Here is a 13,154-nt window from a genome sequence, read left to right on the forward strand (position 1 = left end):
AGGCAGGGGCGCCGGGCTGACTGATCGCTGCCACAACTGCGTGCGCGTGCACTATATGCATGTGCATTCAGTTCCGTCCAGGGTTTATGGGGTCACCGGCCGCGCAGCGCCCGGGGCGCCTGGCTTCAGGGGTGGGTGCCGCGTCAGAGGTGCGCGCCCCGCTTCAGGGACGTACGTGGATGGCCCATCCGCGCATATACGTGTCGGGCACCGTGTGGCGCGGCCAGTCGCGGGCCCACTCCGGGGGTGCTGCCCTGCGCATCACGAGGGCAGTGGGGCGGCGCGGATCGTCGAGTCCGCCGCCGGGGGCGCAGCCGGCGGTGTGGGCCAGGGGGATGACGGAGGTGTTGCCGTTCAGGAGGCAGGGCGCGGCGGTGCCGGGGCTCGTGCCGTTGCCGACGCCGTGCTGCTCCAGCGTCTCAGCGATCCGCGCCCAGTCGCGGCGGGCGTCCCCCTGGATCTTGGCGTTGCCGTGGGCGAGGGCGGCCTGGACGGTGAGATGGCCGCCGAGTACGAGCGCGGGTACGACGACGCCGACCCACCGGGGCCGGACCGCGCGCGCGAGGCGGAGCAGGGCGAGGAGTCCGATGGCCGCGGTGGGGGCGAACAGGGCGTGGGTCGGGAGCAGGAACCGCGGGGTCGCGTAGGGGACGAGGACGAAGTACGGGAGGGCGATGGCCAGGCCCGTGACGAGAGCGAGGACGGCGTCGCGGAACGGGGTTGGCGGGGCTGGGGCGACGGGTGGCGGTGGCGGCGCGGCAGATCTGGTTGAGGCTGTGGCGGATGGTGGTGGCGGCGAGGCAGGCCCGGCCGGGGCTGTGGCGGATGCGGGTGGCGGGGCGGCAGGCCCGGCCGGGTGGGGCGTGGGCCGGGCCTCCTCGCGGCCCCCCGCGCGGCGCAGGGCCCACAGGCCGGCCGCCACCAGGAGCGCCAGCAGCACCCACCACTCCGCCGCCACCGGCCGCACGCTGTCGTTGTCGCAGGGGCGGCAGAGCAGCGGCCCGTCGATGACCGTGAGGTGGTGGACGAACGAGAGCAGCGGACGCAGATCGCCCTGCACCTCGCTCGCCTCCTTCAGCCGTTCGAGGACCCCGCCGAAACGGACGTACGCCTCCACGGCCCAGGGCAGGGCGCCCGCCCCGAGCCCGACGAGCACCGCGAGGACGCGGCGTCGTCCGCGCCAGGCGGGGAACAGCAGGGCGGCGATGAGGAGCGGCAGCCCTATGGCGAAGCCGTCGTTGGGCCGCATCAGCGTGGCGAGGGCGATACCGGCGGCGATACCGGTGCAGGTCAGGAGGGACTGCCGTGGCCACAGGAAGAGCCCGACCGCGCCGACGGCGCCCATGGCCGTGTAGTGGTTGGGCATGGCCTCGTTCGCGTAGAAGAGCGTGATCCACAGGCTGCCGTACAGCGCGGCGGCGACGGGCGCCGCCCAGGGCCGGCGGGCCGCGCGCAACCAGGGGCGGAACCCCAGGTAGAGGGCGGCGGTCGCCAGCAGCGTCAGCCACACCCTGAGCAGCACGACGGAGTCGCTCCAGGTGGCCACGGGAGCGATGAGGAACGGCACGCCGCGGGTCCGGGGTGCGCTGAACGGCGTGGCGGGCGCGTAGGGCGAGTACCGGCTGGCGTAGACCAGCTCGTCCCAGCCGAGGGGCAGCGTGAGCGGCACGAGGACGCAGGACAGCAGGGCGAAGGCGCAGCAGACGGCGAGGAGGAGGCGGTGGGCGAGGCGCTCGCGGTCGGGTCCGGGGCTGGGGGCGGGACCGGGCTCGGGGGAGCTGGGCGTGGCGCTGGGGGTGGAGTCGGGGTTGGGGGTGCGGGCGGGGCCGGGGGCGCCGCGTGCGGGGTCGGCGTGGCGGGCGTGGGCGTGGTGGGCGCCGTATCGGCGGGCCGAGTCCGCAGAGGCTCCGCCGGGCGCGGTGGCGGAGCCGCCTGGCCGGTCGGAGCCGTCGACCGCGGAGCCGCCGCCGACCATGGCCTCACCGGCCGTGACTCGGTCAGCCGCGGCTTCGCCAACCGCGTCGTCGCCGCCCGCCTCGTCGTCGGGCGGGTGGCCCACCGGAGCCGTGTCGGGAAGGTCCCCGGAGGCTTTGCCGGACGCGGAGAGTGCGGGTGGTGGCGTCGGACCGCCGGCGTTCGTGGTGGCCTGGTGGCGTGCGACTCCTCGCTCGCTCACCGTGTCTTCGCCGCCGCGCTCAGCCCCTCCACCGGCCTGTCCCCGATCTCCGTAAGCCCTGGTCGGGCGTACGCGGCGCCCGGAAGCAGCGAGTACCGAGGGGCGTGGCCGGCCGCGTGCGCGGTGGGGCGGGGGAACCTCAGGGTCATACCGGGCAGGACCATAAGGAACGGCCTCCTCGACGCTGGCAGCAAGTGGGGCAGGCAGGCTGGCAGGACCGTCCCCCTGCGGCCCGAGGGGCCAGGGAGACGTCACGGCCAGCTTGCCACCGCCGGGCCGCCGCCCCTAGTGGACACAGAACTCGTTCCCCTCCGGGTCGGTCATGATCACCCACTCGCCGCCCGCTTCCTTGACGTGCCGGGTCACGGAGGCGCCCAGCGCCTCCAGACGGGTGACCTCCTCGTCGCGGCGCCCGGCCTCGGAGTGCACATCGAGGTGCAGCCGGTTCTTGCCGGTCTTGGCCTCGGGCACGCGCTGGAAGAGAATCCGGCGGCCCAGGCCCACGCCGGTCTCCTCCTCGTACGGGTCGTCGGGGTGCCGTACGGCGATGAGGTCGCGCCAGGCGCGGCGGCCGCGGAACTCGACGGTCGCCTCCTCCGGTACCGCGCCGAGGTCGAGGAGGCGGCCGATCAGCGCGCTGTTGTCCTCGATCTCGTACCCCAGCGTTGCGCCCCAGAAGGTGGCCTGCGCGTGCGGGTCGGTGGCGTCGACGACGAGCTTCCAGTGCAGAGTGGTCATGTAACCAGTTATATCGGTTACAGGGAGGGTCAGTTACTAAGAGTGGAGATGCCGCTTTGCCCGGCCGCGTGCGAACTCGCGTCACCTAGGGGGAGGTTGGGGGTCGGCTCGGGGTGTTCCCGGATCGCGGGGAGGCGCCCGGGTCGTCATGCTGGAGGGGTCACGGAGAACCTCGCGTGGTCATGGAAGGCCGTGGAGTCGTCACAGGCGATTCGGTCCTGAAGTGATCAGGGGGCAAGGGACCAAGGGCATGGGGCAAGGGTCAAGGGGAGGGGGAGGGCACGTTGAAACCGCGCAGCCGCCGCACGTTCGTGCACGCCACGGACGCCGCCGTCTACGTCAACGCCTTCGCGCTGACCGGCGCCGGCACGGTCCTCGCCACCCGCGCCTTCCTGGCGATGGCCGGTTATCCGAAGCTCGGTGGGAGCGGTGACAGCCGGCTGCACATCGCCCACATGCTCTGGGGCGGGCTCCTGATGATGGCGGCGATCCTGCTCGCGCTCGGCTTCCTCGGCCGCGCGGCCCGGCTCGCGGGCGCCGTCGTGGGCGGCGTCGGCTTCGGGCTCTTCATCGACGAGGTCGGCAAGCAGATCACGGACGAACCGGGGTACTTCTACCGACCAGCCGCCGGAATCATCTACGCGAGCTTCGCCTTGCTCCTCCTGCTCACCTACCTCATACGCGGCCGCGCGGCAGATCCCTCGGCCCTGGACGCCCGGCAGCGCACCGCGAACGCCGCCGACCACGCCCTCACGGGGGTCACCACGGGCCTCACGGCCGAGCAGCGCCGGGCGGCGATACGCCTCGTCGAGGGCTCGGACCGCGAGGTGGACGCGGCGCTGGTCCGGCTGCTCACCGTCGTTCCCGAGCGCCCGCCGGCCATTCCCGCGCGGTGGCGGACCTGGGCGGACGGGGCGGGGCGGGCGCTGCGGTGGCTGGCGCGTACCCGGGTGGTGCTGGGGGCGGCCGTGCTCTGCCTGCTGACGGAGGCGTTGCTGTTCGCCGTCTGGATGTCCATGGACCTCTTCGGCGGGCAGCTGGCGCGGGAGCCGCAGCCGGGCGCCCACCTCGCCGTCGCGCTCACCGAGGTGGCCTCGGCCGCGTTGGGCCTCGCCGGACTGATACGTCTGCGCGGTGACCGGAGGGCGTCCTTGCGGCTCTTCCAGGCGGCGCTGCTCGTGGACATCCTGGTGGGTCAGATATTCAAGTTCACGGCGGACCAGTTCGCCGCGGTGATCGAGCTGGGCATCGATCTGGGGCTGCTCTGGGTGGTCTCCGCGTTCCTCGCGGCTCAGCCCGCCACGCGGAGCGCCGGACCGGAGGCCGCGTTGCCCGAGGCCGGCGAGGCGCCCGCGGTGTCCGCCGTCCGCGAGGCACCCGTCTTGCCCGTGGTCAGCGAGGCACGGTAGGCGCTCGGTGCGATGCCCCTGATGCGCTTGAAGGCGTCGCTGAAGCCGAACCCGTCGGCATAGCCCACCTGCCCGGCCACGGAGGCGACCGTCGCGCCGGGCTCGGCGAGCAGCTCCGCGGCGAGCGTCATGCGCCACTCGGTGAGGTACGCCATCGGGGGCCTGCCGACCAGGTCGGTGAAGTTCCTGGCGAACACCGCGCGGGAGACCTGGGCCCGCGCGGCGAGCGCCGCCACCGTCCAAGGGCGCGCGGGTTCGTCGTGCATGGCGTGCAGGGCGGGGCCGACGACATCGTCGCCGAGCGCGCGGTACCAGGCGGGAGGGCAGGCTTCGGGCAGGTCGAACCACTCGCGCAGGGTGCAGGCCAGCATCCAGTCGAGCATCCGGTCCATCACGTACTGGCGCCCGGGACGGTCGGCGGCGATCTCGGCGGCGATGAGTTCCACGATGGGCATGCACTCCTCTCCGGAGGGGACGGCCAGCAGAGGAGGGAGCGTACTGATCAGACGTCGTCCGACGGAGCTGTCCAACTGGTAGGAGCAGCTGACCAGTTCGCACTCGTTCCCGGCGGCGGCCAGGGTGAACGGCGCCTTCGTGCACACGATCGCGGCGCCGCCCTCACGCAGGGTTCGCGTCTCGTCCGGCGCCACGGAGACGCGGACCGAGCCGCGTACCACCGTGATCAGTTCGAGTGCGGCTCCCTCGGCGCGGCGCGTCTCCCAAGGCCGCGTCAGCACCGTCCGGTTGAACAGCGCGCCGTCCGCGCGCACCCCTCGCAACAGATCCCCCAGAGCGTCCATGTCCCAACGGTAGACGGACGCCCATCCCTTCGAGACGGATGCCCATGCTCCCTGACTCGCCAAGGAGGTTGGCTGAACCCATGACCAGCAACGAGCAGACGAATCACCAGGCCCAGCAGACCCACCAGACCGAGCAGCAGCCCTCGGAGGGCCGGCGGCCCGCACAGCAGCAGCAATCCGCCACCGCACAGGGCCAGACGCCTACCGATGGTGCTCCGATCCTCGTCCTCGGCGCCACCGGCAAGACCGGCCGCCGTGTCGTCGCCCGGCTCCGCGCGGCCGGGCACACCGTGCGGGCCGCCTCCAGGACCGCGGAGACGCCGTTCGACTGGTCCGACCGGGCCACGTGGGGTCCCGCCCTGGAGGGTGTGGGCGCGCTCTACCTGGTCGGTCCGCCCGACCCCGAGCCGATCGCCGACTTCGTCGCCCGGGCCCAGGCGGCGGGAGTGCGCCGCTTCGTGGTCCTGTCCGGCAGAGGCATCGAGGTCTACGGCGACTCCTTCGAGCCGTCCATGGCGGAGGCCGAGCGTGTGGTCCGCGAGGCGGGCGTGGACTGGACGGTGATCCGTCCGAACAACTTCTCGCAGAACTTCGACGAGGACGTCTTCCACGAGCCCCTGCTCGAAGGGCGTCTGGCACTGCCCGTCGGCGACGTGCCGGAGCCGTTCATCGACGTGGAGGACATCGCGGAGGTGGCCGCCGTCCTGCTCACCGAGGACGGCCACTCGGGCCGTACGTACGAACTCTCCGGGCCCCGCTCGCTGACGTTCGCCCAGGCGGTGGCGGAGATGGCGAAGGCGTCGGGGCGGCCGATGCGGTTCGAGCACGTCACGGAGGAGGCGTACGTGGCGGAGCTGATAGGGCGGGGCGCGCCCGAGGAGGCCGCCCGCTCGCTGGCGGCCGTGCTCACGTTCCTCGCCGGGGGCCACAACTGCGCGCCGGTCTCCGGGGTCCGTGAGGTCCTCGGCCGGGAGGCCCGTGACTTCACGGAGTACGCGAAGAGGGCCGCGGAGTCGGGCGCCTGGGGATAGGCAGGGAAAGAGAGATGGAAAGAGAGATGGAAAGAGATGAGGGGGGCGGGGCCGGCGCCGGGTGTCAGACCGCGGGCTCCCGTTCGCCCTGGACGGCGGGCGGGCCGGCCGTCGCGGCCTGGCGGGCGGCGGCCAGCCGGACCGCGTTGCGGCGGGCCGTCCGCAGCGCGTCCCACGTCAGCAGCGAGAGCGCCAGCCACACGAGACCGAAGCCCGCCCACCGCTCGGGCGGCATCGCCTCATGGAAGTACAGGATGCCGAGGAGGAACTGGAAGACGGGCGCGAGGTACTGGAGCAGCCCCAGCGTGGAGAGCGGCACCCGGATCGCCGCCGCTCCGAAGCAGACCAGCGGAGCGGCGGTCACCACCCCGGTGGCGGCCAGCAGCGCCGCGTGGCCGACGCCCTCCGTGCCGAACGTGGCCTCGCCCTGCGCGCCGAGCCACACCAGGTAGCCGACGGCGGGCAGGAACTGCACGGCGGTCTCGGCGGCGAGCGACTCCAGTCCGCTGAGGTTGACCTTCTTCTTCACCAGGCCGTACGTGGCGAAGGAGAAGGCGAGGCAGAGCGAGATCCACGGCGGCTGCCCATAGCCGAAGGCGAGGACGAGGACCGCGGCGAGCCCGACGGCGACCGCCGTCCACTGGACGGGTCGCAGCCGTTCGCCGAGCAGCAGGACGCCCATCGCGATGGTGACCAGGGGGTTGATGAAGTACCCGAGCGAGGCTTCGACGACATGGCCGGTGTTCACGGACCAGATGTAGACGCCCCAGTTGAGGGTGATGACGGCCGCGGCGACCGCCACCAGACCCAGCCTCCGCGGCTGGCGGATCAACTCGCGCGCCCAACCCCAGCGCCGTACGAAGAGCAGCGCGATGCCCACGACGACCAGGGACCACGCCATGCGGTGGGCGAGGATCTCGGCAGCCCCGGACGGCTTGAGGAGCGGCCAGAACAGGGGGACGAGCCCCCACATCCCGTAGGCCGCGAAGCCGTTCAGCAACCCGATGCGCTGCTCGCTCCTCGACTGCCCGGCTGCTCCGCTGTCCACGGCCCCTCCTCCTTGCGCGGCAGTCCGACACTGCCAGACCGAAGGTAGCGCCGAAAGGCCTCGGCTGTCATGCCCGTATGCCAGGAACACTCATGACAGCCCGGCGCGTCTGCCGCAGGCCGCCCCGCTGACCCCGGCGCCCCCCGCCGCGCGTCGCCGACGCCGGCCCCGGCCTCAGCCCCGAAGCGCCGCGGACACCGCGTCGGCGAGAGGCGTGGTCGGGCGGCCGATCAGTCGTGCCAGGTCACCGCTGGTGCCTGCGAGGCGGCCGCGCGCGATCGCCGCGTCCACGTCCACGAGGATCGCGGCCATCGGCTCGGGCACGCCGGCGCCGGTCAGGATCGCCAGGTGCTGCTCGGCGGGGACGTTCGTGTGGGCAATGTCCTTGCCGCTCTGCCGGGCGACCTCGGCGGCGTACTCGGTCATGGACCAGGCGACGTCGCCGCTCAGCTCGTACGCCTTGCCCTCGTGGCCCTCGCCGGTCAGCACGGCGACCGCGGCCGCGGCGTAGTCGGCGCGCGCGGCGGAGGCGACGCGGCCCTCGCCCGCGGAGGCGACGACGGCGCCGTGTGCGAGGACCGGGGCGAGGTGCTCCGTGTAGTTCTCGTGGTACCAGCCGTTGCGCAGGAAGGTGTACGGCAGGCCCGAGTCGAGGATCAGCCGCTCGGTCACCTTGTGCTCGGCCGCGAGGTCGAAGTCGGCGTCGGGCCCGCCGAGGATGCCCGTGTAGGCGAGGAGCGCGACGCCCGCCTCGCGCGCGGCGTCGATCACCGCGCGGTGCTGCGGCACGCGCTGCCCGACCTCGCTGCCGGAGATGAGCAGGACCCGGTCGCCCGCCGCGAAGGCGCCCCGCAGGGTCTCGGGGGCGCTGTAGTCGGCGATCCGCAGCTCGACGCCGCGCTCCGCGAGATCGGCGGCCTTGTCCTTGTCGCGGACCACCGCGGCGACCTCCGCGGCGGGGACGCCGACGGCGAGGAGGCCCTCGATGACGAGGCGGCCGAGGTGTCCGGTGGCTCCGGTGACGACGATGCTCATGCTGAATGCTCCTGATGTGGCTGGTTGAGCGTTGGTGCGGCGATTCAGCCGCCCTCATGCGGTACGCCCCCATGTGGTACGCCCTCATGTGGTATGCCACTCACCCTAGACCCGGCACTAACTATCCGTAAGTACCCACTTTGAAGTAAGGTACTGGTATGGCCGTAAGTAAGGAAAAGCCCGGTGACGAGGACATGTGCCCGTACCGGCTGGTCCTGGAGCACGTCACCAGCCGGTGGGGTGTCCTCGTTCTGATCGCCCTCGAAGAGCGCTCCTACCGCTTCAGCGAGCTGCGCCGCGCCATCGGCCGCGTCAGCGAGAAGATGCTGACCCAGACCCTCCAGACCCTGGAGCGGGACGGCCTGGTGCACCGCGACGCCAAGCCGGTCATCCCGCCCCGCGTCGACTACTCCCTCACGGACCTCGGTCGCGAGGCCGCCGCGCAGGTCAGGGGCCTCGCGACCTGGACGGAGCGGCGCATGGCCGACGTGCAGAAGGCGCGCACGGCATACGACGAGGCCCGGTCCTGAGGGGTTCAGGACCGGGCCCCGGGAGAAGGCCGGCGGCTGCGGGGCCGGGCTAGCCGACGACCGTCCAGGTGTCGCCGCCCGCGAGCAGGGCGGCGAGATCGCCCTTGCCGTCCCTTTCGACGGCGGTGTCGAGCTGGTCGGCCATGAGCGTGTCGTAGACCGGCCGCTCGATGTCGCGGAAGACGCCGATCGGCGTGTGGTGCAGGGTGTCGGGGTCGGCGAGGCGGGAGAGGGCGAACGCGGTCGTCGGGGACGCGGAGTGCGCGTCGTGGACGAGGATGTCGCGTTCGTTCTCCGGGGTGACGGCGACGACCGCCAGGTCGCCGGTCAGCGCGTCGCGGACGACGCCCTTCGACTGGTCGGCGCCGAAGCGGATCGGCTGCCCGTGCTCCAGGCGGATCACCGCCTCCTCGGCCTGCTGCTTGTCCTTGAGGACCTCGAAGGCGCCGTCGTTGAAGATGTTGCAGTTCTGGTAGATCTCGACCAGGGCGGTGCCGGGATGGTCGGCGGCCTGGCGCAGCACCGACGTGAGGTGCTTGCGGTCGGAGTCCACCGTCCGCGCCACGAAGGACGCCTCCGCGCCGATCGCCAGCGAGACCGGGTTGAAGGGCGCGTCGAGCGAGCCCATCGGCGTCGACTTGGTGATCTTGCCGACCTCCGATGTGGGGCTGTACTGCCCCTTGGTGAGGCCGTAGATCCGGTTGTTGAAGAGCAGGATCTTCAGGTTGACGTTGCGGCGCAGCGCGTGGATGAGGTGGTTGCCGCCGATGGAGAGCGCATCGCCGTCACCGGTGACCACCCACACGCTCAGGTCGCGCCGCGAGGAGGCGAGACCGGTGGCGATGGCCGGGGCGCGGCCGTGGATGGAGTGCATCCCGTACGTGTTCATGTAGTACGGGAAGCGGGAGGAGCAGCCGATGCCGGAGACGAAGACGATGTTCTCCTTCGCCAGGCCGAGGTCCGGCATGAAGCCCTGCACGGCGGCCAGTACGGCGTAGTCCCCGCAGCCCGGGCACCAGCGCACTTCCTGGTCGGACTTGAAGTCCTTCATGGACTGCTTGGCCTCGGCCTTGGGCACCAGCTTCAGCAGTGCGTTGCCGGCGTCAGTCATCGATGGCCTCCTTGAGAGCCGTGGCGAGCTGCTCGGCCTTGAACGGCATGCCGTTGACCTGGTTGTACGAGACCGCGTCCACCAGGTACCTCGCCCTGATGAGGGTGGCGAGCTGACCGAGGTTCATCTCGGGGATCACCACCTTGTCGTAACGTCCGAGCACCTCGCCGAGGTTCCGCGGGAACGGGTTCAGGTGGCGCAGATGGGCCTGCGCGATGGGGACCCCGGCCGCGCGCAGCCGGCGGACCGCCGCGGTGATCGGCCCGTACGTCGAGCCCCAGCCGAGCACCAGCGTGCGGGCCTCGCCGCTCGGGTCCTCGGCCGCCAGGTCGGGTACGTCGATGCCGTCGACCTTGGCCTGGCGGGTGCGGACCATGAAGTCGTGGTTGGCCGGGTCGTAGGAGATGTTGCCTGTGCCGTCCTGCTTCTCGATGCCGCCGATCCGGTGCTCCAGGCCGGGCGTGCCCGGGATCGCCCAGGGGCGGGCCAGGGTCTGCGGGTCGCGCTTGTAGGGCCAGAACACCTCGGTGCCGTCGTCCTCGGTGTGGTTGGTCCCCGAGGCGAACTGCACGCGCAGGTCCGGCAGTTCGTCCACGTCCGGGATGCGCCAGGGCTCGCTGCCGTTGGCGAGGTAGCCGTCGCTCAGCAGGAAGACCGGCGTGCGGTAGGTGACCGCGATCCGGGCCGCCTCCAGGGCGGCGTCGAAGCAGTCCGCCGGAGTTCTGGGCGCCACGATCGGCACGGGGGCCTCGCCGTTGCGGCCGTACATTGCCTGGAGCAGGTCGGCCTGCTCGGTCTTGGTCGGCAGGCCGGTGGAAGGGCCGCCGCGCTGGATGTCCACGATCAGCAGCGGCAGTTCGAGCGAGACGGCGAGCCCGATGGTCTCCGACTTGAGCGCCACACCGGGCCCCGAGGTCGTCGTCACCGCCAGCGAACCGCCGAACGCCGCGCCGAGCGCCGCGCCGATCCCCGCGATCTCGTCCTCCGCCTGGAACGTGCGTACGCCGAAGTTCTTGTGCTTGGACAGCTCGTGGAGGATGTCCGAGGCCGGCGTGATGGGGTACGAGCCGAGATACAGCGGCAGATCCGCCTGCCGGCCCGCCGCGATCAGCCCGTACGAAAGGGCCAGGTTCCCCGAGATGTTGCGGTACGTGCCGGTGGGGAAGGCCGTGGCGGCCGGGGCGACCTCGTAGGAGACCGCGAAGTCCTCGGTCGTCTCACCGAAGTTCCAGCCCGCCCGGAACGCCGCGATGTTCGCCTCGGCGATCTCGGGCTTCTTCGCGAACTTGGTCCGCAGGAACTTCTCGGTGCCCTCGGTCGGCCGGTGGTACATCCACGACAGCAGGCCCAGCGCGAACATGTTCTTGGACCGGCCCGCGTCCTTGCGCGAGAGGTCGAAGTCCTTCAGGGCCTCCACCGTCAGCGTGGTCAGCGGCACCGGGTGCACGCTGTAGCCGTCCAGGGAGCCGTCCTCCAGCGGCGAGACGTCGTAACCGACCTTCTGCATCGCGCGCTTGGAGAACTCGTCGGTGTTGACGATGATCTCCGCGCCGCGCGGCACGTCGCCGATGTTCGCCTTCAGGGCCGCCGGGTTCATCGCCACCAGGACGTTCGGGGCGTCGCCCGGGGTCAGGATGTCGTGGTCGGCGAAGTGGAGCTGGAAGGAGGAGACACCCGGCAGGGTCCCGGCGGGCGCCCTGATCTCGGCCGGGAAGTTCGGCAGCGTCGACAGGTCGTTGCCGAAGGACGCGGTCTCCGAAGTGAAGCGGTCGCCCGTGAGCTGCATGCCGTCACCGGAGTCACCCGCGAAGCGGATGATCACCCGGTCCAGGCGTCGTACGTCTTTCCCACCCGCGGGCTTGCGTTGCTCTCCGACGACTGCCCCGTCGGCCTGCTCGGCTTCGCTACTGACCTGGCTGGTCACTGAACTGGACCTCCCTCAAGGCGGCTGAGGGCAAACGCCGGGACGCCCGGCGCTCCCAAGGCCCACCCTACGTCTGTAAGGGGTGCCTTCCTCGGGTAGCTCGTCATGTGGACGCCATTTTGAGACGCCTTGTTGTCCTGGTTTGCCATGGTTCGCCTATTCCCCCGGCCCTTGGTAGATGATGCTCCCCGCTCATCCTTTGGTTCTAGGACTCCTACGGGTTGTCTCTGACCGATCCCTGACCCGGACCTGACACGATCTTGTGTTTCCGGCCCGTCCGGTCCGGTCCCTTCGGTGTGGTCCGACCCGTCTGACCTGCCCGGACCGGCCTGTCCGGCCCGCCTGGCCCGTCCGGCCTCCGGCGGGTCGCGGCCCGGTCATGAATTGAGGTACGTGAGGACGGCGAGCACCCTGCGGTGGTCTCCGTCGCTGGGGGACAGGCCGAGCTTCAGGAAGATGTTGCTCACGTGCTTCTCGACGGCGCCGTCGCTCACGACGAGCTGCCGGGCGATCGCCGAGTTCGTCCGGCCCTCCGCCATCAGCCCGAGCACCTCGCGCTCACGCGGCGTGAGCCCCGCCAGGACGTCCTGCTTGCGGCTGCGGCCGAGCAGCTGCGCCACGACCTCCGGGTCGAGCGCCGTACCGCCCTCGGCCACCCGCACCACCGCGTCCACGAACTCGCGCACCTCGGCGACGCGGTCCTTGAGCAGGTAACCCACGCCCCGGCTCGACCCGGCGAGCAGCTCGGTGGCGTACTGCTCCTCGACGTACTGCGAAAGGACCAGCACTCCGAGCCCCGGGTGCCGGTGCCGCAGCTGCACCGCGGCCCGCACCCCCTCGTCGGTGTGCGTCGGCGGCATCCGTACGTCGGCGACGACCACGTCCGGCAGGGCGTCCTGCGCCGCGAGGTCGGTGATGGTCTTGATCAGCGCCTCGGCGTCGCCCACCCCGGCGACCACGTCGTGCCCGCGGTCGGTCAGCAACCGGGTCAGGCCCTCCCTGAGCAGCACTGAATCCTCGGCGATGACCACCCGCACTGTGTCCTCCACTGTTCTTGGCCCCCCGGCCCGCTCGGCCGATGTCACCGCCGTCGGTCCGACAGGTCCGCCATGTTCGCCATGGGGAATGTCGGCCGAGCGTCCGGCACCTCAGTATCGCGCGATCCGGGGCCGTCCACCGGTGCTGTTGCCAGACTGGTTCATCCGTCACCCGCCGCGGCGCCCCCGGTCCGGCGTACGGGGCGGGGGCGGCGTGCTTGGTGGGGGTGGCTGCCGACGCGGGTGGGGCGGGCCTCCGGGGGGGGCAATTCGGGCGTGACGCCGTGTCGGCTCGGGCGTGACGTGCCGCCAACT

11 protein-coding genes are annotated in these 13,154 nt (G+C 71.8%); 3 read left to right on the plus strand and 8 right to left on the minus strand.

From position 1 onward, the window contains the following. Positions 1 to 163: 163 nt before the first annotated feature. Together J2N69_RS21705 and J2N69_RS21710 are read right to left on the minus strand one after the other, a co-directional pair. Positions 164 to 2,176, minus strand: a complete 2,013-nt coding sequence (locus J2N69_RS21705) for a hypothetical protein (RefSeq protein WP_230902258.1) — start codon at positions 2,174 to 2,176, stop codon at positions 164 to 166. A 285-nt stretch (positions 2,177 to 2,461) separates the two neighbouring features. Continuing rightward, positions 2,462 to 2,914, minus strand: a complete 453-nt coding sequence (locus J2N69_RS21710) for a VOC family protein (RefSeq protein ID WP_230902259.1) — start codon at positions 2,912 to 2,914, stop codon at positions 2,462 to 2,464. A 284-nt stretch (positions 2,915 to 3,198) separates the two neighbouring features. Here J2N69_RS21710 and J2N69_RS21715 point away from each other — a divergent pair, with 284 nt between their 5' ends. Then, on the plus strand, positions 3,199 to 4,323 hold the full coding sequence (locus J2N69_RS21715; RefSeq protein WP_230902260.1) for a hypothetical protein: 1,125 nt from the start codon (positions 3,199 to 3,201) through the stop codon (positions 4,321 to 4,323). Here the strand turns inward: J2N69_RS21715 and J2N69_RS21720 are convergent. Then, positions 4,206 to 5,123, minus strand: a complete 918-nt coding sequence (locus tag J2N69_RS21720; RefSeq protein ID WP_230902261.1) for an AraC family transcriptional regulator — start codon at positions 5,121 to 5,123, stop codon at positions 4,206 to 4,208. The two genes, J2N69_RS21715 and J2N69_RS21720, sit on opposite strands and share 118 nt — an antisense overlap. An 80-nt stretch (positions 5,124 to 5,203) precedes the next feature. On the opposite strand from J2N69_RS21720, the gene J2N69_RS21725 reads away from it, so the two are divergent. Further along, the gene (locus J2N69_RS21725; RefSeq protein ID WP_230902262.1) at positions 5,204 to 6,154 is read left to right on the plus strand and encodes an NmrA family NAD(P)-binding protein; all 951 of its coding nucleotides are present in this window, start codon (positions 5,204 to 5,206) and stop codon (positions 6,152 to 6,154) included. Between the two features lie 64 nt (positions 6,155 to 6,218). Here the strand turns inward: J2N69_RS21725 and rarD are convergent, their stop codons facing one another. Both rarD and J2N69_RS21735 read right to left on the minus strand, forming a co-directional pair. Then, positions 6,219 to 7,202, minus strand: coding sequence for an EamA family transporter RarD (rarD, locus tag J2N69_RS21730; RefSeq protein WP_269075622.1), 984 nt, complete (start codon positions 7,200 to 7,202; stop codon positions 6,219 to 6,221). 174 nt (positions 7,203 to 7,376) lie between these two features. Further along, positions 7,377 to 8,237 carry an SDR family oxidoreductase gene (locus tag J2N69_RS21735; protein WP_230902263.1) on the minus strand — a complete coding sequence of 287 codons (861 nt, stop codon included), beginning with the start codon at positions 8,235 to 8,237 and terminating at the stop codon, positions 7,377 to 7,379. Between the two features lie 158 nt (positions 8,238 to 8,395). Here J2N69_RS21735 and J2N69_RS21740 point away from each other — a divergent pair, with 158 nt between their 5' ends. Next, positions 8,396 to 8,767 carry a winged helix-turn-helix transcriptional regulator gene (locus tag J2N69_RS21740; RefSeq protein ID WP_230902264.1) on the plus strand — a complete coding sequence of 124 codons (372 nt, stop codon included), beginning with the start codon at positions 8,396 to 8,398 and terminating at the stop codon, positions 8,765 to 8,767. Between the two features lie 49 nt (positions 8,768 to 8,816). On the opposite strand, the gene J2N69_RS21745 is transcribed toward J2N69_RS21740, so the two are convergent. The 3 genes from J2N69_RS21745 to J2N69_RS21755 all read right to left on the minus strand — a co-directional run bounded on the left by J2N69_RS21745 (position 8,817) and on the right by J2N69_RS21755 (position 12,839). Then, the gene (locus J2N69_RS21745) at positions 8,817 to 9,878 is read right to left on the minus strand and encodes a 2-oxoacid:ferredoxin oxidoreductase subunit beta (protein WP_230902265.1); all 1,062 of its coding nucleotides are present in this window, start codon (positions 9,876 to 9,878) and stop codon (positions 8,817 to 8,819) included. Next, a complete protein-coding gene (locus tag J2N69_RS21750) occupies positions 9,871 to 11,802 on the minus strand; it encodes a 2-oxoacid:acceptor oxidoreductase subunit alpha (RefSeq protein WP_230902266.1) in 1,932 nt (643 codons plus the stop codon). The genes J2N69_RS21745 and J2N69_RS21750 overlap by 8 nt, the downstream gene beginning before the upstream one ends. Positions 11,803 to 12,179: 377 nt before the next feature. After that, a complete protein-coding gene (locus tag J2N69_RS21755; RefSeq protein WP_330166856.1) occupies positions 12,180 to 12,839 on the minus strand; it encodes a response regulator transcription factor in 660 nt (219 codons plus the stop codon). Between the last annotated feature and the right edge of the window lie 315 nt (positions 12,840 to 13,154).

The organism is Streptomyces huasconensis (assembly GCF_021028635.1).
GTDB lineage: Bacteria > Actinomycetota > Actinomycetes > Streptomycetales > Streptomycetaceae > Streptomyces > Streptomyces huasconensis.